The organism is Flavobacterium sp. LMO6 (assembly GCF_009495795.1).
Classification (GTDB): Bacteria; Bacteroidota; Bacteroidia; order Flavobacteriales; family Flavobacteriaceae; genus Flavobacterium.
In genome coordinates this window covers 36,500-61,735 of record NZ_WIBH01000012.1, presented here as the reverse complement: position 1 = coordinate 61,735, position 25,236 = coordinate 36,500, and the positions used below count along the sequence as shown (strand labels likewise).

The following is a 25,236-nucleotide window of genomic DNA, read 5'->3' as shown; positions in this document are numbered from 1 at the left end:
GTAAGATAATTTACAATATCTTTAATTCAAATTTCGTGCCTAAAAATGCTAGAAAAAAAAATATTTACTTTAGCCATAGAAAGTTCATGTGATGATACATCGGCAGCCATACTTTGTAACGATATTGTTTTATCTAATATTGTTGCCAGACAAGCAATACATGAAGAATATGGTGGCGTTGTTCCTGAACTCGCTTCAAGAGCACATCAGCAAAACATTGTTCCTGTAGTTGATATAGCAATTAAAAAAGCAGGGATTACAAAAGAAGATTTAAATTGTATTGCTTTTACTCAAGGTCCTGGATTAATGGGGTCGTTACTTGTTGGAGGTTCTTTTGCGAAGTCTATGAGTATGGCTTTAGACATTCCTTTAATTGCTATAAATCATATGAAAGCGCATATTTTAGCTCATTTTATTGCAGAAGAAGGTTACGAAAAACCAACATTTCCGTTTTTAGCTTTAACTATTTCAGGCGGACATACTCAAATTGTAAAAGTGACTAGTTTTTTTGATATGGAAATTATTGGAGAAACAACAGATGATGCTGTAGGAGAAGCATTTGATAAATCGGCAAAAATACTAGGACTTCCCTATCCTGGCGGACCATTAATAGATAAATTTGCTCAAGAAGGTAATCCAAAAGCATTTCCTTTTACCAAGCCAAAAGTTCCTGGATTAAATTTTAGCTTTAGTGGTTTAAAAACTCAGATTTTATATTTTATTCAGAAAAATGCGGCATTAAATCCTAATTTTATTGAAGAAAACAAAGCCGATATTTGCGCTTCTATTCAATCTACCATTATCAATATTTTAATGGATAAGTTGAAATTAGCTGTTGCCGAAACTGGAATTAACAAAATTGCCATTGGTGGTGGTGTTTCGGCAAATTCAGGCATTAGAACCACATTGAAAGAAGCTGAAAAAAAATACGGTTGGAAAACTTATATTCCAAAATTTGAATACACAACCGACAACGCAGCCATGATTGGAATTGTAGGTTACTATAACTTTTTAGAAGGGAATTTTAGTAATGCCGAAATAACATCAAAAGCACGAATTGAATTTTAATATATGAAGAAAATTATTTTATTATTATTATTTTCAATAACCTCTTTTTCTCAAAAAAAGCCAGAAGATTTCGGTTATAAACATTTGCTATTAGATTATAAAAAACTAACCGTTGATGTTATAATTAAGTCAAAAAAAGGGGAAGAAAACATTCAGAAACCATTATTTTTTTGGTGTCAAGGAAGTATGCCACAACCCGTTTTAAAATACGATGAAACTGGATTATATGGAACTTTTCCATTTGATGAAAATGATTTTTTAACAGATTTTCATTTGATAATAATTGGAAAACCAGGTATTCCTGTAATTTCTGATGTTAAAGATTTAAAAAATAATTATCAATATTTAGTTGAAAACGACAGTGTTCCTAAAGTTTATTCAGATCATAATTATTTAGATTATTATGTGGAAAGAAATGATTTTATAATTAAAAAACTTTTAAAAGAAAAATGGGTTTCAAAAAACAAATTAGTTCTTGCAGGCCATTCAGAAGGAAGCACAATTGTTGCAAAATTAGCAACAAAAAATAAGAGAGTTACACATCTAATTTATTCAGGAGGAAATCCATATGGTAGAATTTTAAATATGCTTGAAGAAGAAATTTTTAAACAAAAAAGCTATGAAATAATTGAATATTGGAATTTCGTTGTTGAAAATAAAAACAATTTGGAATACAATGGTGGGGATACTTATAAAGCAACTTATGATTTTTCTCAACCATCAGCTAAATATCTTAAAAAACTTAAAATTCCTGTTTTAATTACTTATGGCACAAAAGATTGGAATGCGCCATATAACGATTTGTTACAAATAGAGGGTATTCAACTGGGATTAAAAAAAATAGAATTTAAACCATATTTCGATGTAGAACATAACTTTTTTCCCGTTAATGAAAAAAGAGAACCAAACCACGAAATTTACAATTGGGAAAACGTAGGAAAAGATTGGAAAAACTGGTTAGATAAAAATTAAAAAAATATGCAACTATTCTATAATTCCGAAATAAAACAAGGAGATTCAACCTACTTTTTTGATAAAGAAGAAAGTAAACACATAGTTAAAGTATTACGTAAAAAAGAAGGTGATACAATATTTATCACTAACGGATTAGGTTTTTTATTTGAGTCGGAAATTATTTTGGCTTCCGAAAAAAAATGCGAAGTTAAAATTGCAAAAGAAACTTTTCAAGAACCTGTTGCTTTTTACACACACATTGCGGTTGCTCCTACTAAAATGAACGACCGATTAGAATGGTTTTTAGAGAAAGCTACTGAAATTGGTATTCATGAAATTACCCCAATTATCTGTGATCATTCAGAACGAAAAGTATATAAAATTGATAGAGCTGAAAAAATTATTCAAGCTGCTATGAAACAATCGTTACACTATTATTTACCTAAAATAAACGAACCTATCTCATTTTCTCAGTTTGTAAAATTGAATTTCGAAGGACAAAAATTTATTGCGCATTGTGAAGAAACAGATAAAAAATCGTTTAAAAATGAAATCAAACAAAACTCAAAAATCACGATTTTAATAGGTCCAGAAGGTGATTTTTCTACAAAAGAAATTAATTTATCGATTGCTAATCAATTTATTCCAGTAACTTTGGGAAATACAAGATTACGAACAGAAACTGCCGCTTTAGTGGCTTGTCATACAATTGCATTACAGAATGAATAAATTAATTTTAGTTGGAATTTTGTTACTTTGGAATTGGGGAATTTCCCAAGAAATTGCAGTTGCCAAATATGCTGGTGGTGGCGATTGGTATGCAAATCCGACATCATTACCTAATTTAGTTAAGTTTTGCAATCAAAATATAAACACAACATTAAATACAAAAGTAGGAACTGTTGAAGTAGGAAGTGCCGAAATATTCACCTATCCTTTTATTCACATGACCGGTCATGGAAATGTTGTTTTTAGTGCTAACGATGTAATTAATCTTAGAAACTACCTTACTTCTGGTGGTTTTTTACATATTGATGATAATTATGGAATGGACGAATTCATTCGAAAAGAAATAAAAAAAGTATTTCCTGATAATCCATTAACAGTAATTCCTGCCAATCATATTATCTTTCAAAAACCTTACGCTTTTCCAAATGGTTTGCCTAAAATTCACGAACACGATAATAAGCAGCCACAAGCTTTTGGGATATTTATAGAAGATAGAATCGTTTTACTTTACACGTATGAAGCCGATTTAGGCGATGGATGGGAAGATACAGAAGTTCATAACGATCCACAAACAGTAAGAGAAAAAGCACTTAAAATGGGTGCTAATATTATAAACTACGTTTTTAAAAATTAAGCACATGACTTCAAAAGATATTACCGTAGGAATCGTAAAAGCAGTTGCAATATTGTTAGTCAGTTGTTTAGCATTATTTTTTTTGTACAAAATAACAACCGTTATAATTTATTGTCTTGTAGCAATTGTAATTTCTTTATTATTAAATCCTTTAGTAAATTTTTTAAAAAGAAAATTTAAGTTTAAAAATACTATAGCAGTTATAACTGCTATAGTTGTTGCGTTTATAATCATTTCAGGCTTCATTTTACTTTTTGTTCCGCTTATACTTGCACAAAGTGAAAATTTATCTTTATTAGATGTTAGTTCACTAGAAAGAAACTACCATTTACTTCTTGAAAACATTACTGTTTTTTTAGATTCTTATAACATAAACACAAAACAATTAATAGAAAGCAGTAAATTATCTTCGTTTACAACTTTTGAGTTTATTCCTAATTTTTTAAATAGTTTTTTAAACACAATAGGAAATTTTAGTGTAGGATTTGCTTCTGTCCTTTTTATAACTTTTTTCATTTTAAAAGAAAATCATTCCTTTTATAGTAAGTTTAAAAAACTACTCCCTGAAAATCAAAAAGAAAAAATACTAAACTCTATTCATGATATAAATCGTTTATTATCAAGTTATTTTCTTGGTTTATTATTGCAATTAACCATAATTATGATTTTATACATCATTATATTCTTTATTTTTGGTGTAGAAAACGCTATCATAATAGCCTTACTTTGCGCCATATTTAATATTGTTCCTTATGTAGGACCATTAATTGCTTCAATTGTAGCTAGTTTATTAATTATGACAAGCGGAATTGGAACTGGGGCTGATTTTGCATCCGAAACTTTGCCAACAGCAATTTATGTCTTAATTGGAATGTCATTAGTTCAAGTTATCGATAATAATTTCACTTCTCCTCTAATTTTTTCCAAAAGTACCAACTCACATCCTTTAGAGATATTTTTAGTAATTTTAATTACGGGCATTTTATTTGGCATCGTAGGAATGATTATTGCAGTTCCGTTTTACACTTCATTAAAAGTAATTGGCAAAGAATTTTTCCCAGATAATAAGTTTATTAAAGTACTTACAAAAAACTTATAGATTTGAATATAGATGGTATATTACATAATGATATTCAGGATTTTATAAACGAGAATCTTAATACAGATAGCACAAAATTAGCTTTAAAGAAAAATTTATTTCCCGAAGTTTCTTATGCCGAAATCATCAATCAAATCATTGCAAAAAAGAAAGCAAAAGATAAACTTCCCACGTGGTTTTCTACAGAAAATATCATTTATCCAGAGAAAATATCTATTGAACAAACATCTTCAGAAACTACAGCAAAATACAAAGCTTCATTGGTTTCAGGAGAAAAATTAATCGATTGTACAGGCGGATTTGGGATTGACGATTACTACTTTTCAAAAGTTTTTAAATATTTGATTCATTGCGAGTTAAATTCTGATTTATCGAAAATTGTAAAACATAATTGTGAAGTTTTAAAAGTAAGTAATATTGAATGTCATCAAGGCGACAGCACAAAAATTTTAGAACAATTAAATCAGAAATTCGATTGCATTTACATAGATCCTTCCAGAAGAAATGACGCCAAAGGGAAAGTATTCATGTTGGCCGATTGTTTACCTAATGTAGTGGAATTACAAGATTTTTATTATCAATTCACTAATACCCTTTTAATTAAAACTGCTCCTATTTTAGATCTTCATGCCGGTTTATTGGAATTGAAAAATGTTGCTGAAATTCACGTCGTTGCAGTTGATAATGAAGTTAAGGAGTTACTTTGGAAAATTGAAAAAGACTTTACAGAATCACCCGAAATTATAGCGGTTAATATTGAAAAAGAAAAACAAACGATTACTCGAATTGAAAGTTCAAAAAACTATTCTGCTCGTTATAGTTTGCCAAAAAAATACGTATACGAGCCAAATGCTTCTTTAATGAAATCAGGAGCTTTTGAAGCCGTTTCTGAGTTGTTCTTAGTCAATAAATTGCACCAACATTCTCATTTATATACTTCTGATGAAATAGTAGAATTTCCGGGTAGAAAATTTAGTATTGATGCGATTGTTCCGTTTCAAAAGAAAGAAATTTCAGCCTACATTCAAGGTAAAAAAATGAATGTTTCAACCCGTAATTTCCCCATAAAACCTGAAGAAATAAAGAAAAAATATAAAATTCAAGATGGTGGAACAATTTTTGCATTTTTTACCACGAATATGAATAATGAAAAAATAATTTTACTTTGCACCAAATTATAATCCAAATGAAATACCTTTTATCGCTTTTATTATTACTTACGTTAAGTGTTACCGCTCAAAAAAAAGACTGTATTTACGATATTGAAGAAAAAACAGACTCTACTTCTTTAAAAGTATTACCAAAAGTATTAATGCACGAAAAAATATTTGGCAACTCTAACGAATACTTATTTTTTTCTCTATTGAATAATAATGATATTCCAATGTTGAGCATTCAACAATTACAAAAAAGTAAAGATTTTATTAAAACCAATTGTATTACAAAAAAATCAAAAATTATATTGCAATTGGCTAATGGTAAAATCTTAACTCTATTAAGCGCAAACGATGAAAATTGTAGCGAATTAATGTATGATGAAAATGAAAAAAACAACATTAGAATATTAACCAGTTATTTTTATTTCACAAAAAGTAATTACGAAGATTTAAAAACTAGTCCCATTAGCATAATGCGAATTCAATTTGACGCAGAAACTAAAGATTACATCTTAAAAAGTGAATTAATATCTGAAAATTTACAATCAAAAACCAAACCAGATAGTTATTTTATAGAGTTTTTGAAGTGTGTGGAGTAATTGGAGCTTGAATAATTTAAAATAAGTAATAATCAATTAATTTTTTGAATTTTCTTATTGCTCTCAGAAAAAACACATACAATAAAATCTATTTTTTGACCAGTAAAAGAATTCCATGAATCAATTTTAATGTTAACATCGTAATCTTCCCATTCTGATTTATTTGAAATTAAAATTAAATCATCAAAAATAGTTTTATTACAGTATATCCAACCACTAAAATTATCCTTACTGAATCCTCTGAAGTCAATATACTGATTTAACTTCCCAAATTTCTCATCAAAATCATTTATTATATCTTGGTGACTTTTTAAAGTATCATTTTTAAGTGTTATACTAATGTAAGCCTCTCCTTCATAATCTATCCAATCATTAAATCTCTTATCAGGGTAATAAACTCCTTGTTTTGCGATTATTTTATGATGTATTTTTCTTGCTTCTTCAATTGAATTTGAAGAAAAACACTTTCTATAAATAGGTTTATCAACTTTTAATTTTTTAAAAGGATTACCTTCAAAAACACAAGTTTTACCAATTCCAGACGCAAATACAAATCCACAACTAATATTAATATACATCGTTCCTATGATAGAATCTTTATTAATCACATAAATACTATAATCATAACCACATTCCATTAGTTCATCTGTTTCTTCAGTTACAATCCAGTTATTCTGTAATTCAATTAATTCTTTTTTATCTGAAATCACAAAATCTTTAAATGTATGAGAAATTTGATTAATTGTATCGTAAGCTCTTTCATGAGTAAAGACTAGTTTATATTCATTTTTTGAAAAATCAATATCACTCAAGACTTTAACTTGAGAAAAAGATAAAATTGGAAATATGATTAGAAGGATTCTTTTCATAAAGGAGTATTGCTCATTATATTCTCAAATATATAAAACTTTTCACCAAAACAAAAATATTATAAGAAACTACCAAAAACAAAAAAGCCTTGCAAATGCAAGGCTTTTTGTGATCGCGCCAGGATTCTAATGCACACTGATTGACAGCGAGTTATATTATAAGCGTGTCATTTTCGTGACACAATATGTTCTAATTCATTAATTCTTTCCTTAATTTCTTCTATTAGATCCTCACTACGTTTCTTATAAACAGTATCTTCTTCATTCACTTGAAATAATACCTCTGCATCTTTTAAAAAATAATTATAGTCAAGCTGTGGAAAATATTTTAACATTTTTTCTAAAAAAGCAGTAGACAAATCATCTTTATTCAGAACTTTTGAAATCATCGTTTCTGAATAACCATCCATAATCTCTGAAACTTGCCTATTTGACAAACCTTGAGATTTAAAATACTCTTTTACTTTCTTATTAAAACTCATAAACAATTATTTAGAACTATTATAAATTACAACCAAAAAGGAAAACTTTTACATAAAAGTTTGCTTATATGGTTGAACTTTGGATAACTTTGTAACAAATAAGGAAAACTTTAATACAATGTTACAACAAAAAAAGCAAACAAAAAATATGCACTTACACATTGAGAATGTGTATGGCTTCTTAGATGAACATTTACCATATTCTTATGTTGATGAAGTAATTACAATTATGAAAAAAAAACGTGGTATAAAACTACCTTCTAAATCAACAATTAGAAAAGTAAGGTCGAGAACATCTCCCTCTCATGAAAAAAGATTAGACATTCTTAACGCACTGGTCGACTTGGCGAAAAGAAATAAATCAGATAAAGAAAAATTAACAGAAAAAATTTCAGCTTAAAATTCACTTAAAAATTTACAATTATGAACACAACAATCTCAACTAATGCAAAAGTTTATCCTGGTATGATATGCGATTCGGTAGAATTTTTTCTACACGAAAATCAATTGAAAGCTATTCAAAACGGAAAGATTAAAACATTTTCAGAATTATCATTCGCAACTATTGAAGTCTTAAAAGAAGAAATTAATAAAGACATAGAAGTTAAACTAGCTCTTCATGAATTTCATCCCACATCTGATATTAAAAGAATAGAACAATTTGCCATCTGTAGATTTGGGGGCTTGGACTTTCAAGGAGATATAAAAAATGGAGAATTGCAAAATGGTGAATATTGGCCATGTCCTAATCACGGGAAGTGTCAATTTGAAGGTATTCTTTGTAAACTTCCATTAGTAAATGGACAACGATTAACAAAACAAGAAGTTGATTTAATTAAACTCTCCAGTACTGACAAAACAAATGATGTGATTGCTGAAGACTTAGGAATACCTCTTGGAACATTTCATCAACTAAAACATAAGCTTTATGAAAAGTTTGTAGTTCAAACTAAACAAGAACTTACAAAGCTATCTGCCTTAATAAATATTATTTAAAAATACGTTCTTTTTTTTCAAGCTATGTGTGCTTACATAGTGATTTTCAAACACTCCCTTTTCGGAGGGAGTTTTTAAAACTAATAATTATGACTAAAGAAATTATAAAATCAAAAATCAATGCTGTTGAAGCTCGAATTCAACAAATTAAAGAGAGTGATTTATTTACTCCAGCTCAAAAAGAAAAGTTAGTAAGTGTAAATGAAAAAGAATTAAATCAATTAGAAACTCAATTGGCACTTCAGATAGAAGTGATTAATCCTGAAAGTCTATAACTATGGGGTATATAAAAAGAGAATTTATAGACAAAATACTTGACATTGCAATAATTCAAGATGTGATTGCAGATTTTGTTGAGTTAAAACGTTCTGGGGCTAACCTTAAAGGTAAGTCGCCATTCGTAGAGGAAAAATCACCATCGTTTATGGTGTCTCCAGTAAAACAAATTTGGAAAGATTTTTCATCAGGAAAAGGTGGAAATCTTATCAACTTTTTAATGGAGCTAAAAGGTTGGAGTTATCCTGAAGCTATAGAGTATTTAGCACAGAAATATAATGAAAGTATTCATTACGAAGATTCTGAAATGGCACAAAAGAAAGCGGCCGAAATTTCTAAAAAGGAAGAAATTCGACCTGTTTTAAAAGCAACACTTGAACAATATCAAAAACAGTTCCATCAGCTTCAGGATAATCATCCAGCCAAACAAGAAATTTTTGAGAAAAGAAAATATACTCAAGATGATATTATTGAATGGGGAATTGGTTATGCTCCTGAAAATTTTCTTTATGATTTACTTAAAAATTCTGGAAGAGTAAAAGAAGGGATTAAATTAGGACTTCTAGGAGAAGGACAGCACAATGTGTATGATAAATATACAAATCGTGTAATCTATCCTATTCACGACAAAAATGGATTATTAATTGGTTTAGCTGGAAGAGATTTATCAGGCAAAAAAGAAGCTGCTAAATGGATAAATCCAAAAGTAGATTCGGACAATATACTTTATGACAAAAGTAAAGTATGGTTTGGCTTACATAAAGCACGTACAGAAATCCGTAAACGCAATGAAGTTTTTATTGTAGAAGGTTACAATGATGTAATTGCGATGCATAAATACGGATGCATCAATACCGTTGCACCTTGTGGAACTGCTATTACAGAACAACAAATGAACGAACTTAGAAAGTTATGTGATAAAATTGTTTTTGTAATGGATCCTGATGCAGCAGGAAAACGTTCGGTTGTAAAGCATGCTGAAATATTTTTGAAGCTTGGTTTCCGTGTTGAAGTTATTACATTGGATTTTGACCCTGATGATTTCTCAAGAGCATACGCTGATGTTATTTCGTTGTGCGGTGGTTTACAGGTTATGTTTAATCACGAAATAAGAAAAGATGCTTTTAAAATTTTGATGGAAGAAAAACTACAAGGTTCTGACATTGATAAAAGTAAAGGCGCTCAAAGTTTAGCCGAACTTATTGCACAAATTTCAGACAGTGCAATGGTCGAAATTTATGCAGGATGGCTTCAAAAAGAAAGTAAAATTAAAATCACTTCTATTAAAAAATGGATAAAAGATTATCAAGAAAGCATTGTAGTAGAGTTCGTAAGCAATTCGTTCACACAATACGAATTGCCAAAAAATATAAACATTCCATTACCGGAATTAGAAGAAGACATCAAACGATATGGTCTTTTCATAGCTAACAATCAAATTTGGGCAGCACTTCCAGAAGGAACAGATGGAAAAGTTTATTTCTCTTCTCTTTCAAATTTCGAGATAGAAATTATTAATCATATGCGTGATGAAGGTAAGGCAAAGAAATTGGTTAGAATTAAAAATGTAGTGAACAAAGAATACATTTTTGACACCGATTCAGAGAATTTCTTAACCTTAATAGGATTCAGAAAAATGGTGAGTAACCATGGGGATTTTCGTTTCAAAGGAAATGCTAATGATTTAATGAAGCTTTGCGATTATCTGTTTGAAAAAATGGGAAGCGGTTCTAAAATAGATGTTTTAGGATGGCAACCTGATGGAAAATTTTGGTGTTGGAATAATAATGCTTTGACTGAAGATGGAAAAGATGTAGAGATTAACGATAATGGAATTTTAATTTTGAATGATGTTCACTATTACATTCCATCGGCAAACTCAATTTACAAAAACGACACAACGAAATTTCCTTCGCAAAAGCGTTTTATAAAAATGCAAAATCCAATAAACTTTTCAACTTTCTTAATGCAAGTTTATAAAGTTCACAGAGAGCATACAATTTCAGCAATCCTATTTGGTTTTACCTGCTTATTCCGTGATGTTGTTATTGAAAAATTAAACCGCTTCCCTATTCTATTTTTATGTGGACCAGGAGGAACTGGAAAAGATGAGTTAATTGAAATTGTTCAAGGCCTTACAGGAATTCCTCAAAGCCCTATCAATTTAGAAGCGAATATTTCAACAGCAAAAGGAGCTGTACGTTCTACAGCGCAATTTAGAAATGGTATTTCACTTTTAAGTGAATACAAACGTGGAAATCGTGAGCATGATGGAATGTTAAAGCAGTTCTACGATAACATTGGTTACACCAAAGGAAATTTAGATTCACATATTTCTACAGACTATGTACCTATCGAATCAGGAGTTATTCTTACCGGTAATGATTTTCCAGATGTAGAACCATTAATACAGCGTTTGGTTTGGAACGAAATGTCAAAAAACATCTTTAATTCTGATGAATTAAAAGAGTTTGACAAATTAAAAGATATGATGCGCGATGGTATGAGTGGTTATGCTCACGAAATTTTACGACACAGAAAAGCTATTGTTGAAGACCTGGATAAAGTTCAGCGTAATTGGAAACAAATTTTAAAAGAAACTTTTCCTGAAGCTAAAGAACGTATGATTGCTAACATGTCAATATTAGCATCGTTTTATCAAATTCTACGCGATAAACAGATTGTTCAGTTCCCTTTCACCCAGCATGATATGATTCAGCATTTTAGAGAAGGAGTAAATAATCAGTTACGTAGAATTAACAGCGGATCTATGTTAAATAAATTCTGGGATGTTTTCATTGCTTGTTTACGTGGTTCTATGGATAACAGAATTACTGTACATCGTGAAGTTAATATTGAGAGTAATTTATTATACCTGCAATGGTCACGAATGTACGGAATAATAAACAAACAATGGTGGCAAATGTATCACGAAGCTCCACCAACAAAATCAACATTAATGGAACAAGTGGAAAGTGCTGGTTTAATAAAGGAAAAAGTTTCATCCTATAGTTTTGATACTGGAAGAGCAGCAGTACGTTCATCGGCAATTGTAATTGATATGAATAATATGAATGACATTTTGAAAGACGACATTATAATGAGTGTGAGCTTTCAAATGAATGAAGGTACTTTGTTCAATCCACCGCCATCAGATGACGACATTTTCGGAATTGAACAAAAAATTTCTGGCTGACCCCCTTACACCCCCAAAAAGAAAAACTATTAAAAAAGAGTTGTGAGGTGTAAAAACTAACTCTCAACTTTCTCAACATAATAAAGTACTTAAAATCAATAAATTAAGGTTGAGAAAGTGTTGAGAATGTTACAGAATGTTGAGAAAGTCTTTTTTGTTTCTGTAACAATCTCAACATAAAACAGTGTAAACACTTGATAATCAAGTGTTGAGAGGTTGAGAAAGTGAAAATAGAAAACTAAACTAATAAGATGAAAAAATTAAATTTTTTTTACCATGTATTCAAAAAATGAAATTTCGAAAATATTTTCTAATGTGAAATCTTGGGATGAATTAGAACAAGCATGTAACTGTTTTGTTTACTTAATTCAGAATGATGTTGAATATACATTCAATTTTGGACTAAGTAATTTTATTGGAAATCAATCACAATTAGCTTTTCGAAGAATTGAAAAATTAGAATTATGAAAAAAATAATGATTCGTGCAGCATTAGAACAAGCTTCGTTTGAAGATTGTTTTAGAAAAAATGGAGATTGCGTTGAAAACAAAATTTTATTTGTTAAACATCCAGTATCTAAAGAAATGTATGGTTACACCAAAATTTACGAAGGTGATGGAAATGATTCCTACTATAAAAAAGAAATTAAAACTGCTTTTGTCTTAGGATTATTATACGTACTGCGTCCGGTTCAAGAAAAAAGCAACTTTGTTTTCAAGCTTATTCTTCAACAGGCCGAAAACGATGATTTCTTTTTGTCAAAAGTTAACATGATGGATAACATACTTTTCTATGTAGATACTATGAAAGGCGTACAAGGTCCATTTTACACGAATCATTTTACACCTGAAAGAATTAATCAAGGATTACAGCAAGGAAATTTATACATCCCATGTAATCATCAAACATTTGAACTTATAGAAAATAAAAAGACCGCATAACACTTAATTAATTACATATGAACACAAAACCTATTTTATTTAGTACCGAAATGGTACAGGCTATTTTAGCAGGTCGTAAAACACAAACTCGTAGAACTAAAGGATTAAATTATATCAATACAAATCCTGATAATTGGGAAATAGAATATCTTGACTCAATTTGGGCACATGGCAAAGATTTTGAAATTAAAGAATTAAAAAAACCTTACGACGTAGGAGATATTCTTTGGGTCCGTGAAAGCTTTGCTCCAGTTGGTTATGAAGAAAAACCAATGTACTATTTGTATAAAGCAAATCCAGAGCATCAATCAATGAAATGGAAACCATCCATCCATATGCCAAAAAAAGCTTGTAGGTTATTTTTAAAAATTAATAATGTAAGAGTAGAACGCTTACAAGATATTACTGAAATGGATGCCATCTTTGAAGGATGTATGCAATACGAAAAAGATACTGACTGGATGACTGCCTTATATGGTTTTGAACTTTTATGGAAAAAAATAAATGGAGAATCTTCATGGAAATCAAATCCATGGGTTTGGGTTATCGAGTTTGAACGAATTGAAAAACCAGAAAATTTTTAAGTATGGAAAATCCAAAATTTCAACCAGACATTGTTAGTGAAAATTATATTGAAAAATGTACAGATAAACAAAAGATAGAACTTTTAGAACATGACATAAAAAACCTTGAAGATATGATTCATCACTATTCTAAAAAAAGTGTTCATTCAAATCAAATGAAACATCTAGCTTTTATGAATTCATTAGCCGAAAGAATTAAATTAAAACAAAGTCAAATTAAAAAAATGAAAAAATGAAAATCACACACTACTTCTTGTATTATGCATATTCTACAAGAGCCAAAAACCGACTTCATGAAGAATTTGAATATTTTTTAAAAGCATTGAATGCTAAGATTGTTACGTCATACGAAATCACCGCATTAAAGCAAAAAATTGATGACAAGGTTAAAACGTTAAATGCTGAATACTACAGATGCTCACCTATTGAAATTCGTTTTTATGAACATGAAAACAAAATTCATATCCACGGAACCAATTGTCAATTTATGATTATTGCAGCTTCACTTACTCCAGTAGATCAATTGAAAGAATAATTGTAAAAAAAATTTGTCAAATTCAAAAGTTTTCCTTTTTAGGAAAACTTTTTTTGTTTAACTTTGAACAAAAAGGAAAACATTTTTATTTATTCATAATGAGTCAGTTAGCAAAAGTAAAAGGATTACCAGTTTATATCTGCGGTGTAGAAGTTTCATTTGTAGCAAATGCATATCCATCGGCTATAGATAATTGGCAACCATTCTTCAATTCATTATTTGATAACTATGATTTTCAAAAAACATATGTTGGTTTAGGTTCCGTTTCCTTTGCTGAACAATCAGAAGAAAATAATGCAGGAAATCCTTTCAAGCAAAAACTTGAATTCCGTTTTCCTAACCATGACGAAAACCGTTCTGAAAGAATTGCTTTAATTAAAAAGGCTAAGTATTTCAAAATCAATTTAAATAATGGTAAAAATATCATTATTGGCAGAAATGATTTTTACCAAAATGCAAAGCCAAAATGTGTTTTCAAATCAAATCAATCTTCAACTGAAGTTGAAGTACAAACGATATCAATGTTTCCTGCCGGATATGGTGTATTGACATCGTTTGGTTTACCTAGTTTCTTACCAATTCAATTATAGACATGAGTAATTTACCCATTCAATTTACAGATAAAGTAAACTCAGCCGAACTTCTTGCAATCATGCAACAATTTGGAGAACATACTTATGTGGATGCAGAATTAATTAATAAATTGCGTGATGCTCTAAACGAGCTTCATGCTAGAACTGCTGATACTCGTATTGTAGAAAATACAGGATTAGAAATAGTCGGCACAGATATAATCATAAACGAATTATGGAAGTGGTTAATATTAAGTGTCTTATATACAAACAATTCCGAAATAACAATTCCAATAACACTATCAACTGAAGGAAAACAAAAGCTTTGTTATTTATGTGCTAATCAAGAAAATGGATTTGAATTAGTCTATGGTCCTGAATCAGATACTAATCCATCAGCACCAACAATAGAAAACAATCTTCTTCCAGTAACGTTCTTTTTAGTTACCGATGGAACTGTAGGAACTCCAGCAGAACCAATCGTAGGCAATGTTTATAAAAAGAAATCGGAATCATTAGGCTATGGTGATCCTTATCTATCAGGAACAAACGCAGTCATTCAATTACGCCCTGAAGGTAATAGTCGTTATGCTTTTTCTAATCCTGGGTTGATTTCAATAGATGGTTTTGGTCTGTCTTTAATTTCTGGAAATCCAAGTGCTGAAGTTCCTTATGATGGAAAAGATTTATTTGTTGAAAATACAGGAACAACACCAATTACTTTATTGCATGATGGAGCAGGAACCGCTAATTCTAAGTTTTTCTTTTTAGATGAAACCGATTTAATTATACCTCCAGCTGGTAAAGTTTGTTTGAAATATGGTAATTCTTATAGCGAGCTTTTATTTAAGAATTGGGATAACACCAAACTCGACAAATCCACTACACCTGACAGCGTTTACACTACTGATGCTTCAGGAAATCAAGAAATGATTCCAAAGAGTAGTTTTAGGCAAACATTCAATCAATCAACGTGGAGTTTTTCTGATTTTTATTATGATAATTTACTTCAACCTCCATTTATAGGTGCTGCTATATCAGGAGGAAGTCGGACAAATGGTACATTTTCAGATAGTGGAAGTGATTATACAGGTTGTCATATACTAATGTCAGGAACGACTGCGAATGGTGGGTATCGATTTACTGATACATCTAATCCGATTTATACAGGACTACGATCAAGAAAAGGACTAACATTCTTTGGGATTTTTAAATTAATGTCAAATTCTGATGCAAGAGATAGACAAATTCGTATTGGCTTTCATTCTTCTACGACATCTACTGCTCAAGCAAATGGAGTTTATTTAGAAATATTAGGTAGCGAAGCATCGTTTAAAGCAAGAGACCTCAATGTAGAGAGTTCAAGTGCATCAGTAACATTAAGCAGTAATGGTATTTCAAGTCCAGGAGATGATTACAAAGTATTAATTGAGTATATAGATAATTATGAAGTTAGATGTAAGCTAATAGATTATTTTGGCGTAGTCGTACTTGATGTTACACATACTACTAATGTACCTGTAAATGGTCGAAGATTTGGATGTGGATTAACAGCTACTATAACAACAGCGGGAGCGAATCACCAAATTATGACTATTGACTATATGGGAATTGGACGTGAAAAACCTAACTTTTTAAATGAATTTTAATTATGATAGTTTATAGAGTTTATAACGATAATGGCGGTTATACAGAGTTTGCAGAAGAACCGCAAGGAGTTAATTTTGAAATAATTTATAAAACACTAGAGGAAATATCCGATGCTAACAAGCCGATAATTCCTGACACAATTAGCGTAATTCCTTTTTTTGTTCAATTAGAGTTAATGGGAATTACTGAACAAGATATAGTTGATAAAATCATTGAGTTGCATCAATTAGGAATTTTATCAAATAAAGAAAAGATAGAGGCTTTAATTTCGGTTAAGCGTGCAACTAAATTTGAGCGTTCACATCCTTTTATTGGAATTGTAGCACAGGCTTTTAATATTTCTGAATCACAAGTTGATGAAATATTTATTAACGGAAACATTTTCTGATATGAAAAAATCAAGGCTTAATCGTTTTATATATCAAGTATCTCCAGAAGAATGGGAAGAAGGAAAGCAATTCATGCTAAGTGAGCTTCATCCATATCGTTGGAATTCTCCAATTAGAAAAATACTTTGGAAAGCTATTGCAGATTTTGAAGCTGGCAAATTTTCATATGATGGTGCAACATTTGTAAAAGAGCGTTCATCATCTTTATTTGAAGTTGCTGCTTTCCTTCACGATTGGCGAAACGCAATGGGATATGTATCATATCAAGTAGACCGAGAAATGTTAGATGTCATGATTACACTTGATTATAATTTGAATTTAATTAAGTGGCGTTGGTTCCTAACAAGATTCACATTTTTAAACATCATTCGTCATCGCATAATGTTTACTTATGTTTCAAAAAAACCGAGTGATTTATACAAATTAGTTGATTATTAAATAAAAGATAAATTATAATGACAGAATTGATTCCGGTAAATATTAGACCTCATTTAGTTTCTTTTCTTTTCAAAGAATTGGAAGGTAAAGAAGCCAGCTACATGAGTGTTAAATCGAAATCAATTAAAATTTATCCTTTTTCATCATTAGGTAAAATATTATATTCTCAATTAGTTAATCATGTAAAGATTGGAAGAAATGATCAATTTCTTATTTTCTTGAGTATTGAAAAAAAAAGAAACCTAGAATTTCAAGGTCAATTGTATATTGAAGTAAAAAAACTTTACGAAGAATTATTACTTCCTGAATCTAATGTAAAAAATATCAATAACCTTTTGGAAGATATATTTAGAATATCATTTATGTACTATGTTGATGGTTGCTTAGAACATGACAAAGAAGCGAACATTACAAAAGCAATTGATAGATTTATAGATAAATATGAATTACTTGAAGTTGGTTTTTCAAATGAAAACCTGAGAAGACTTTTCTACAGGGAAAAAGATAAAAACAAAAGGCTAGCAAGAATGCAAAATCAAAGTTCTACAAGGGTTTTGAACTTCAAAACTATGTCACAATAAAAGAGAAATAACGTCTTTACTTTCGTAGGAAATATATTAAAATGAAGCATCTTAATTATTTCCTCAAAGGATTCGGTTTTGAAAACTATAATGATTTTTTACACTCCTGTTTTAAAATTCTATACTTCAAAAAAATAGAGTTAGTTTTTTTTATTACATCAATGTCTGGAACTATCCGATATTATTTTGAACAAAGTATAGGAGTCGATATAGTTGTTTACATCGCATTTTCTTTTTTAATAATTGCAGAAACACAAACTGGAATTAAAGCTTCAATTAAAGTAAAAAATAATCGTTTTAGAAGCCGACCTTTTGGAAGAATGCTTTTTAAACTTTTCACATACACTACCCTACTTTTTGTACTAAACTCATTTTCCTCAAGAATTAAAACACCTGAACTTTTAGGTTTTGAAGTAAATCCATTTCAGTGGCTTTACTATGTAGTGTTCGCGGGAATTATTTTCCAGCTAGTAATATCATGGCTTGAAAATTTAGCAGTGTTAGGTTATTCAGAAGCTAAAGGATTATTAGGAGTTGTATTGAGAAAATACAATAAGTGGTTTGAATTTGATGGAACTAAAAATGCAGAAAATGAGTAGAGCTAAAAAAGTAAAGTACATCGTGATTCATTGTCAAGCAGGCACAGGAACACGAGAAGCAATGGAAAAATTTTGGTATTCTCCAAAACCTAAAGGGTTAGGATGGAAATCACCAGGTTATCATCGTTGGGTTGACTTTGATGGAACCGTACATCAACTTCAAAATTTTAATTTACCAACAAATGGGGTTGCTGGATTTAATGAAGAATGTATCCATATTTCATATCGTGGTGGTATTGAAAATTTAGGAACAAAAGAGAAACCTATTTGGAAAGGTAAAGATACCCGAACACAGGCGCAGAAAGATGCTATTTTAAAACAAATTATGTTAGCTATTCAATGGCTAAAAGATAACGGAAATGATTTGCAAAATGTAATGATTCTTGGGCACTATCATTTTTCAGATGATAAAAATAAGAACGGAGCAATTGAATCATGGGAAAGAATTAAAGAATGTCCTTGTTTTGATGCTTACGAAGAATATAAGCCATTCTTTTTATCGAATGTTAAAGCTCCAAATTATTCAAAATTAAAACTTCCAAAAAACAGATAATATGAAAACAAATCCGATGTTAAAATTGTCAATTCAATCTATTCTTTATTGGATAATAGTAGTAGCTTTTTTTAATTTATTTACTAGCTGTGCCGTTTCCAAAAACAAGCAGAAAGAAAAAGAGGAAATTAAAGTAGAAGTAAAATCAGATATCAAAGAGGAAACTAAGTATGAATCTACAAATGAAACTAAAACAGAAAATCAAGTTAAATCCGAAAACACTTCTTCTGAAAATTCAGTTACATATGAAGGTGAAAAAGGAGATAGTTTAACAGTAATAGAAGAAAACCTTACTACTGGAGAAAAGAAAAAAACCACTTTCATTGGTTCCGGTAAGTTTCAAAGAGGAAACAAAACATCAGAACAAAAGAAATCAGGCGTCCATTTGGAATCTAAAAAAGACAAAACAAATACCACCAATAAAAAAGAATATCAACATTCGGCTTCTTTTAATAGCAATTCGAAGAAAGTTGTAGTTCATAAGAAAACAACTTTCTCCTGGTGGTGGTTATTATTATTGCTCATTCCATTTTTCTATTTAAACAAAAGGTTTAAGTGGATAATCAAACTGACAAACTATGTCACAAAGTTTACGAGGAAATAAATCAAACTTTGATAAAAATTAGGTTATGAAAGTAAATCCACTTTTAAACGAAATCGCAAAAGGTCAATGGGCAATGTCTATTGAAAGTTTGAACTTTTGGGGTTCAATTGCACATCAAATTTTAAACGGAAGTTTTTCCGATAAAATGCCTACGGTTGAGGCTAATGGATTAATTCGTTTCGTTTATAACGGAACTACATTAAGACCAGACGAAAACGGAGCTATAAACACACCAAAAGGTACTGTGGCAATTGTGAACATGATTGGAGCATTAATCAAATATGGAGATTGGTGTACGTATGGTTCAGACGAAATTGTTTCGGCTCTTTATGCAGCAGAAAGAAATCCAAACGTAATAGGAACTGTTTTGTATTCTGATGGTCCTGGTGGAAGTGTTTCTGCAATTGCACCATTTTTAGAATTCGGAAAAATGCGCAAAAAACCATTAGTAGCATTATACGATGGATGTTGCTCTGCTCACTTGTATTCTATGTATGGAACTCGTCCAGATTATGTAATGGCTGAAAATGACATATCTGCTACAATTGGGTCTATTGGCGTGGTAATTTCATTTGCTGACAATAGAAAATACCTAAGCGAAAAAGGTTTTGAATTACACGAAATCTACGCGGATGAATCATCCGACAAAAACCTTGCTTTCAAATTAGCATTAGAAGGAAAATACGAAAAAATTAAGGAAGAAATGTTGAATCCTTTGGCTCGTAAATTCCAAAACGATGTGATGTTGTTTAGACCTAATTTGAAAAAAGAAGTACCAGGAGTACTTACAGGTAAAACCTTTTTCACAGATGAAGCTCTTGAAATTGGCTTCGCTGATGGCGTAGGTTCTTTACAAAAAGCCATTGATATGGTTCAAATGTTGAGTGAAATGAAATCACTATAAATTAATTATTAACTAAATTTTATTTATTATGCCTTTCGAGAAATTGAAAAAAACGGCTATAGCGATGATGGCTTTTCTAGGATTAGCCGAAATTCCGCTAAATGCTGCTAAAACAGAGGTTGATTTTTCTGATGACCAATTAGGAAAATTAAAAGCGCAATTCGGAGACGATTTTGTGGCTAACATTAAAACAGCTTTCAACAAAGAGTTGAAAGAAATGCACGATGGAAATTTGGAACTAAAATCTATCCAAGATGAAGTTGCTGCAATGTTAAAAGAAGCTAATCTTACAGAAGAAGAGGAAGCAAAATTAACACAAGGAAATGGTAGTGGTATTGAAGCCACTGAAGCATTAAAAGCATTAAAAGCTAAGATGACAGAACATGATCAGTTAATTAAAAAATTAATGAACGAGTCTGTTGGAGATGTAGCTGAAGCAATTAATAAAAATGGGGCATCTGCTATCAAACATTCAGCTTCTCACCTTTTTGCATCAAACAAAGATTATGATGCTTTTGATGGTCGTAACTGGAACAAGCGTGCTTTAAACAGAAGTTTAGGAGCTACCGACTTTACATCACAACCAACAATCCAAAAGTTGAATGATGACATGGATTTATATTTCCGTGAAAATCCAGACACAATTGTTTCTTTACAGCGTGATAATTTTGGTTTACCTGCTTTCTGGCCTAAGCGTACAAAAGTTGACGACAGAGTGGCTGATGCTTCTATCGTAACTGCGGAAATTTCGCAATCTCGTAAATTACCATGGTTACCAAAAAACAAACAAATGATTCAACCGGAAGAAGGAAAAATTTTCCCAATCCAAATTGATATCGAATTTGTTGGTTACTACTTACAAAAAATAGAAGCTTCATGGTTAAACATGATGAATAAAGAAGGTTCACAACCTTACAAAATGTCTTTTGTGAAATATTTAGTTTCTGAATTAGACAAAAAAGCTAGAGTTGAAGATCGTATTGCAACTATCAAAGGTATCTATGTAGCTACTCCAGATAATGCAACTGAAGGAGGTAGATTTATCAACAGACAAAATGGTTTATTGTACTTATTACAACAAGCTAGAGATTACGATAGAAAATACCGTGCTTTTGATTTAGGATTACCAACAACTACAAATATTGTAGATTATATTGATAATTTCATTAAGCGTTTGCCACATGAAATTAGAGAAGCTTCAGGAGTTGTTTTCTATTTATCTGACGAATGGTTGCGTGCCTACAAAAGAAGATACGAAACTATTTATGGTACAAACAATGATTATTCAGGATATCCAACGAATCCAAAAGATTATCCAAACATAAAGTTTGAGAGAATGGTGGATTTATCAGGTACAGACTTTATGTTTGCTACTTTTGATGATAATATTGAAATCTTAGAAAATGTTCCTGCTGAAAAATCAATGTACAAATTCGAGATGTTAAAACGAATGATTTACGTTATGGCTGATTACAAATTAGGAATCAGATTAAAACATATCGGAAATGTGGTTGATGCTGGAGACCCTGATGAATTCAAAGTACAAACAGTATGGTCAAATACAGTTCCTGTATTCGGTGCTGATACTTTTGTTCCAGTTCACGAAAATGGAAGCACTACTTTGAAATTAGCTCATCCGAATGTTTACGTTACAAAAGATAGAACATCTACTATTACTGAAATTTCAAACAAAGCGGACTACGCTGGTAAAGTAATTAAAATCAAAGGAAATGAATCTTTAGTTGCTTCTTTGAATGTGGTTCATAACGCTTCTAAATTAAAATTAGTTGGAAACGCAGCATTTGATTTAAAATCAGGCGGAACGTTAACTTTATTCGTTCCTGCTGATGGTGGTGTTCCTTTTGAAATTTCAAGAACTACAACACCTGAAACTGCTCCTGTTGAAAATGTAACATTTGATACTGGTGTAATTGATGCTAACGAAGGTTCAGTATTCAAATTCAATGGTGATGCAACTACTGCAATCACAGAAATTGTAAACGGTGTTCAAGGAAAAACAATTTCTATTTACGGAACTGATACTGCTTCTGTAGATGTAACGCTTTCAAGCGTAGGTAATATTTCTGTTGCAAGTGCAGCTACATTAGGAGCTTCAACACATTACATCCAATTAACATTAATTGATGGTGTTTGGACAGAAACTAAGCGCGTAGTAGCCTAATCAAATAGATAACTTATAATAATTGTGTTATGTACAATAAAGTAAATTTATTAAAGCCAGCTGGGATTTCTCCCGGCTCGGCTGCTCCAAAAAGCGAAACTATAATTGTTGATGTAGAAGACATCCAAGTATTTCCTTTGTCTGACCAAAACGGAGTTAAATTAGTCGGTCAGTTTGTGTTGAAGCCAGGAGCTTCAATGATCAAAATGTATGGAACAAAATCTAAAACTGATGCACCTTATGAAAGTGATGGTGATGAAGATTCAATCTCTATCAATCAAAAGTTCATGATTCAGCATCCGGGTAATAACTTAGAGATTAAAGAGTTTGTTCAAAACTGGTTAGGTAGAAATGTAATTGTTTTACACAAAGCGTGTCAAGATGTTTTCTATGAAGTAATGGGAACACCATGTGCTCCATTACAAGTTAAACCTGCAAAAGTTGATAACAATGATGGTCGTTACCATACATTAAACTTCGAAAGTTTTGCTAAAACGGCTTTAGTTCCTAAGCATTATGAAGGTGCTGCAGTTTTTGCAGATCCTTTTGCTGTTGCTGATGCTACTGCTGTAGCGGCTACAACTGCTAATGGTAGTCATTATTTATTACCTGCTTTAGCGGTAACTGATGCAATTGGATTTGGTTCTGTTACTTTACCTCATGGAGCTATGCTAACATTAATTGGTGATGGTGGTGCTGCTCCTGCTACTTTAAATAGTGGTGTTGCTGGTTCTGCTACTGTTTTATTAGTAAGTGGTGCTGAATGGGTAGCATTGCGTGATGCAACTATTCATTTAGAAGTATTCAACGATGATGGAACCATTTATTTAATTGAAAAATCCAGAGGATAGTTTTTTTCATAGTTGTGTTGATTTGAAAAGCCTTGCTATATGCAAGGCTTTTTGTTTCATGTCACAACATTAAAAAAATGTAATTACAATCTTTGAGTTCTGTAATTACAAATAAAATAATTTGAATCATGACAAAAATTGTATTAAGAACATTAGTTATTGCTTTATTGGCCGATTTGCCAAAAAGCAAAACCGAACAATTCAATAAAGCTTTTGAGTTGTATCGAAAATCACCGCATAAGAATTTAGGCGTAGAGCGTAGATTAAATATGGCAGGTTTCACAGAAGATGGTTTGCAAAACCTTCTTTACGATTTAAAACAACTTCATCAAATCTCTGATATAGAAGTTAAGAATTATAAAAAAGAAACTACTGCTATTGGAGAGTTTAGTAAAATTGAATGGTTTATTACCCAAATGTCAAAAGATCAATTAAAAGAATGGATGTCTAATGGTTGTGAAGGCACTAAATCGACAATTGATGAATTAATTCAGTTTTCTCAGGAAGAAGAAAAAGAAGAATTAACTATTATTTTAATAGAAGCAAAGCAAGAATTTGAAGCCGAAAATTACACTTTTGCTGATGATAAAAATTTGCATCCAAATTTAGATTCATCGGAAAAAGTAGACGAAGCTAAATCCATTCGCGAAGAATATCCATTCTTAAACGATAAAGATTGTCCAGAAGAATTATTGATTGTAGTAGGTAAAAAAATTGGAGCGTGGAAACGTTACCAGGAACTACATGCAATGATTCAAAATTTTGATGTAGAAAAAGATGGTGAACAAGCTTTAACAAAGCTTACTGCTGAAGCTACAGCGGAATACGAAGACAATCAATCATTAGATTTAGAATTAAAGCATTATGCTGATAATAAAGAAGTTTTAGCGGCTCACCCATCATTAATTGAATTCCGTATCAAAAAAGAAGTTGAAGCCATGAGTAATGACGAATTACACAAGTTTGTTCAATCTTCAAAAACTTTCTTTTCTAGAGTTCCAAAAGATTTAGAAAAATTTAAAGATGATGCGGAAAAAATTGCTGATATTAAAAAGAAAGCAGCAGATAGAGAATTGAAATTAACCTTAGTAAAAAACAAACTAGGAATTAATTAATGAGCTTATTTCTGCAAAGATTAAAGGAAGTTCAATCTAAAGGAAAGGAGGTTGAATCTTCGGGAGTTTGGAAATCAAAGTTAGTTGTTAAACACTTTGAAAAAATTGCCAATTTGGAAGACGACTTAATTCGTCTTCCTACTCCCGAAGAATTCTTTTTTCTGCAAACCGATAAAGCTTTCAATGCCTTCACATTTATTCCTTTTATTGCGAAACATCATCCAATAAAAGAATTATACGCTACAACATATAGCATTTCAAGAAGGACAATTGAAGCATTAATCGAACTGCATGATAAGGGTATGATTGAACAAGTTACTTTGCTAATATCAGATTCAATGATTAAACGGAATCCGGTTACCATTGATAATCTGATGGCAATGCAAACTACTCGTCCAAATTTAAAAGTTTTGTATGCTTGGTCCCACGCAAAAGTGACTTGCATAAAAACGCACCATGAACATTTTGTGATTGAAGGTTCTGGGAACTGGAGTGAAAACGCTCACTATGAACAATATGTTCTAGCAAATAGTAAAGGGTTGTATGATTTTAGATTACAACTTTTTACCACTACTAATTTAAAGAAGTATTGACATGAAAATTAAACAGATTCTTTCAATTATTGGGATTGTCTATTTTGCCTTATTTTTTATTTTAGGTATAAAAAGTGAATTTACCC

Annotated in this window: 31 protein-coding genes; 29 read left to right on the top strand and 2 right to left on the bottom strand. The window is 30.8% G+C overall.

The window, feature by feature from the left end; translation table 11 throughout:
• The first annotated feature begins 45 nt into the window (after positions 1 to 45).
• The 7 genes from tsaD to GFJ99_RS11820 are packed head-to-tail and all read left to right on the top strand — an operon-like array spanning position 46 to position 6,240.
• Positions 46 to 1,068 carry a tRNA (adenosine(37)-N6)-threonylcarbamoyltransferase complex transferase subunit TsaD gene (tsaD, locus tag GFJ99_RS11850; protein ID WP_153209071.1) on the top strand — a complete coding sequence of 341 codons (1,023 nt, stop codon included), beginning with the start codon at positions 46 to 48 and terminating at the stop codon, positions 1,066 to 1,068.
• Positions 1,069 to 1,071: 3 nt separating this feature from the next.
• Positions 1,072 to 2,040 (top strand): S9 family peptidase, encoded by a 969-nt coding sequence (locus tag GFJ99_RS11845; protein WP_153209069.1) that lies wholly within the window; start codon positions 1,072 to 1,074, stop codon positions 2,038 to 2,040.
• A 6-nt stretch (positions 2,041 to 2,046) separates the two neighbouring features.
• Positions 2,047 to 2,751 (top strand): 16S rRNA (uracil(1498)-N(3))-methyltransferase, encoded by a 705-nt coding sequence (locus GFJ99_RS11840; RefSeq protein ID WP_153209067.1) that lies wholly within the window; start codon positions 2,047 to 2,049, stop codon positions 2,749 to 2,751.
• A complete protein-coding gene (locus GFJ99_RS11835; protein ID WP_153209065.1) occupies positions 2,744 to 3,385 on the top strand; it encodes a DUF4159 domain-containing protein in 642 nt (213 codons plus the stop codon). Before GFJ99_RS11840 ends, GFJ99_RS11835 begins: the two co-directional genes overlap by 8 nt.
• Positions 3,386 to 3,389: 4 nt before the next feature.
• Positions 3,390 to 4,484 (top strand): AI-2E family transporter, encoded by a 1,095-nt coding sequence (locus GFJ99_RS11830; protein ID WP_153209063.1) that lies wholly within the window; start codon positions 3,390 to 3,392, stop codon positions 4,482 to 4,484.
• A gap of 2 nt (positions 4,485 to 4,486) precedes the next feature.
• Positions 4,487 to 5,665: a class I SAM-dependent methyltransferase gene (locus tag GFJ99_RS11825; RefSeq protein ID WP_153209061.1), complete on the top strand. Its 1,179-nt coding sequence runs from the start codon at positions 4,487 to 4,489 to the stop codon at positions 5,663 to 5,665.
• A 5-nt stretch (positions 5,666 to 5,670) separates the two neighbouring features.
• On the top strand, positions 5,671 to 6,240 hold the full coding sequence (locus tag GFJ99_RS11820; RefSeq protein ID WP_153209059.1) for a hypothetical protein: 570 nt from the start codon (positions 5,671 to 5,673) through the stop codon (positions 6,238 to 6,240).
• 32 nt (positions 6,241 to 6,272) lie between these two features.
• Here the strand turns inward: GFJ99_RS11820 and GFJ99_RS11815 are convergent, their stop codons facing one another.
• Positions 6,273 to 7,109 carry a hypothetical protein gene (locus GFJ99_RS11815; protein ID WP_153209057.1) on the bottom strand — a complete coding sequence of 279 codons (837 nt, stop codon included), beginning with the start codon at positions 7,107 to 7,109 and terminating at the stop codon, positions 6,273 to 6,275.
• Between the two features lie 167 nt (positions 7,110 to 7,276).
• Entirely contained in the window at positions 7,277 to 7,591 is a 315-nt protein-coding gene (locus tag GFJ99_RS11810; protein ID WP_153209055.1) for a helix-turn-helix transcriptional regulator, read from the bottom strand.
• Positions 7,592 to 7,739: 148 nt separating this feature from the next.
• On the opposite strand from GFJ99_RS11810, the gene GFJ99_RS11805 reads away from it, so the two are divergent.
• The 22 genes from GFJ99_RS11805 to GFJ99_RS11700 all read left to right on the top strand — a co-directional run bounded on the left by GFJ99_RS11805 (position 7,740) and on the right by GFJ99_RS11700 (position 25,150).
• On the top strand, positions 7,740 to 7,991 hold the full coding sequence (locus GFJ99_RS11805) for a hypothetical protein (RefSeq protein ID WP_153209052.1): 252 nt from the start codon (positions 7,740 to 7,742) through the stop codon (positions 7,989 to 7,991).
• Between the two features lie 23 nt (positions 7,992 to 8,014).
• Complete coding sequence (locus GFJ99_RS11800; protein ID WP_153209050.1) at positions 8,015 to 8,587, top strand: hypothetical protein; 573 nt, start codon at positions 8,015 to 8,017, stop codon at positions 8,585 to 8,587.
• Positions 8,588 to 8,676: 89 nt separating this feature from the next.
• Positions 8,677 to 8,862, top strand: coding sequence for a hypothetical protein (locus GFJ99_RS11795; protein ID WP_153209048.1), 186 nt, complete (start codon positions 8,677 to 8,679; stop codon positions 8,860 to 8,862).
• 2 nt (positions 8,863 to 8,864) lie between these two features.
• Positions 8,865 to 12,059 carry a DNA primase gene (dnaG, locus tag GFJ99_RS11790; RefSeq protein ID WP_153209046.1) on the top strand — a complete coding sequence of 1,065 codons (3,195 nt, stop codon included), beginning with the start codon at positions 8,865 to 8,867 and terminating at the stop codon, positions 12,057 to 12,059.
• A 276-nt stretch (positions 12,060 to 12,335) separates the two neighbouring features.
• Complete coding sequence (locus GFJ99_RS11785; protein ID WP_153209044.1) at positions 12,336 to 12,527, top strand: hypothetical protein; 192 nt, start codon at positions 12,336 to 12,338, stop codon at positions 12,525 to 12,527.
• On the top strand, positions 12,524 to 13,000 hold the full coding sequence (locus tag GFJ99_RS11780; protein ID WP_153209042.1) for a hypothetical protein: 477 nt from the start codon (positions 12,524 to 12,526) through the stop codon (positions 12,998 to 13,000). The genes GFJ99_RS11785 and GFJ99_RS11780 overlap by 4 nt, the downstream gene beginning before the upstream one ends.
• A 17-nt stretch (positions 13,001 to 13,017) precedes the next feature.
• Complete coding sequence (locus tag GFJ99_RS11775) at positions 13,018 to 13,584, top strand: hypothetical protein (protein WP_153209040.1); 567 nt, start codon at positions 13,018 to 13,020, stop codon at positions 13,582 to 13,584.
• A gap of 2 nt (positions 13,585 to 13,586) precedes the next feature.
• A complete protein-coding gene (locus GFJ99_RS11770) occupies positions 13,587 to 13,820 on the top strand; it encodes a hypothetical protein (RefSeq protein WP_153209038.1) in 234 nt (77 codons plus the stop codon).
• A complete protein-coding gene (locus GFJ99_RS11765) occupies positions 13,817 to 14,119 on the top strand; it encodes a hypothetical protein (protein ID WP_153209036.1) in 303 nt (100 codons plus the stop codon). The genes GFJ99_RS11770 and GFJ99_RS11765 overlap by 4 nt, the downstream gene beginning before the upstream one ends.
• Positions 14,120 to 14,217: 98 nt before the next feature.
• Positions 14,218 to 14,709 (top strand): hypothetical protein, encoded by a 492-nt coding sequence (locus GFJ99_RS11760; protein ID WP_153209034.1) that lies wholly within the window; start codon positions 14,218 to 14,220, stop codon positions 14,707 to 14,709.
• A 2-nt stretch (positions 14,710 to 14,711) separates the two neighbouring features.
• Complete coding sequence (locus tag GFJ99_RS11755) at positions 14,712 to 16,340, top strand: hypothetical protein (RefSeq protein WP_153209032.1); 1,629 nt, start codon at positions 14,712 to 14,714, stop codon at positions 16,338 to 16,340.
• A gap of 2 nt (positions 16,341 to 16,342) precedes the next feature.
• Positions 16,343 to 16,729, top strand: coding sequence for a hypothetical protein (locus GFJ99_RS11750; protein WP_153209030.1), 387 nt, complete (start codon positions 16,343 to 16,345; stop codon positions 16,727 to 16,729).
• On the top strand, positions 16,698 to 17,168 hold the full coding sequence (locus GFJ99_RS11745) for a hypothetical protein (protein WP_162524029.1): 471 nt from the start codon (positions 16,698 to 16,700) through the stop codon (positions 17,166 to 17,168). Before GFJ99_RS11750 ends, GFJ99_RS11745 begins: the two co-directional genes overlap by 32 nt.
• Positions 17,169 to 17,185: 17 nt before the next feature.
• Entirely contained in the window at positions 17,186 to 17,749 is a 564-nt protein-coding gene (locus tag GFJ99_RS11740) for a hypothetical protein (RefSeq protein WP_153209025.1), read from the top strand.
• 161 nt (positions 17,750 to 17,910) lie between these two features.
• Positions 17,911 to 18,348, top strand: coding sequence for a phage holin family protein (locus GFJ99_RS11735; RefSeq protein ID WP_162524028.1), 438 nt, complete (start codon positions 17,911 to 17,913; stop codon positions 18,346 to 18,348).
• Positions 18,341 to 18,901 (top strand): N-acetylmuramoyl-L-alanine amidase, encoded by a 561-nt coding sequence (locus GFJ99_RS11730; RefSeq protein WP_153209021.1) that lies wholly within the window; start codon positions 18,341 to 18,343, stop codon positions 18,899 to 18,901. The genes GFJ99_RS11735 and GFJ99_RS11730 overlap by 8 nt, the downstream gene beginning before the upstream one ends.
• Before the next feature lies 1 nt (position 18,902).
• Positions 18,903 to 19,505, top strand: a complete 603-nt coding sequence (locus tag GFJ99_RS11725; protein WP_153209019.1) for a hypothetical protein — start codon at positions 18,903 to 18,905, stop codon at positions 19,503 to 19,505.
• A 25-nt stretch (positions 19,506 to 19,530) separates the two neighbouring features.
• Entirely contained in the window at positions 19,531 to 20,409 is an 879-nt protein-coding gene (locus GFJ99_RS11720) for a S49 family peptidase (RefSeq protein WP_153209017.1), read from the top strand.
• 28 nt (positions 20,410 to 20,437) lie between these two features.
• Positions 20,438 to 22,591 (top strand): hypothetical protein, encoded by a 2,154-nt coding sequence (locus GFJ99_RS11715; protein WP_153209015.1) that lies wholly within the window; start codon positions 20,438 to 20,440, stop codon positions 22,589 to 22,591.
• Positions 22,592 to 22,620: 29 nt separating this feature from the next.
• On the top strand, positions 22,621 to 23,442 hold the full coding sequence (locus GFJ99_RS11710; protein WP_153209013.1) for a hypothetical protein: 822 nt from the start codon (positions 22,621 to 22,623) through the stop codon (positions 23,440 to 23,442).
• 128 nt (positions 23,443 to 23,570) lie between these two features.
• Positions 23,571 to 24,557 (top strand): hypothetical protein, encoded by a 987-nt coding sequence (locus GFJ99_RS11705; protein WP_153209011.1) that lies wholly within the window; start codon positions 23,571 to 23,573, stop codon positions 24,555 to 24,557.
• Positions 24,557 to 25,150 carry a hypothetical protein gene (locus GFJ99_RS11700; RefSeq protein WP_153209009.1) on the top strand — a complete coding sequence of 198 codons (594 nt, stop codon included), beginning with the start codon at positions 24,557 to 24,559 and terminating at the stop codon, positions 25,148 to 25,150. The genes GFJ99_RS11705 and GFJ99_RS11700 overlap by 1 nt, the downstream gene beginning before the upstream one ends.
• The last annotated feature ends 86 nt before the right edge of the window (positions 25,151 to 25,236 follow it).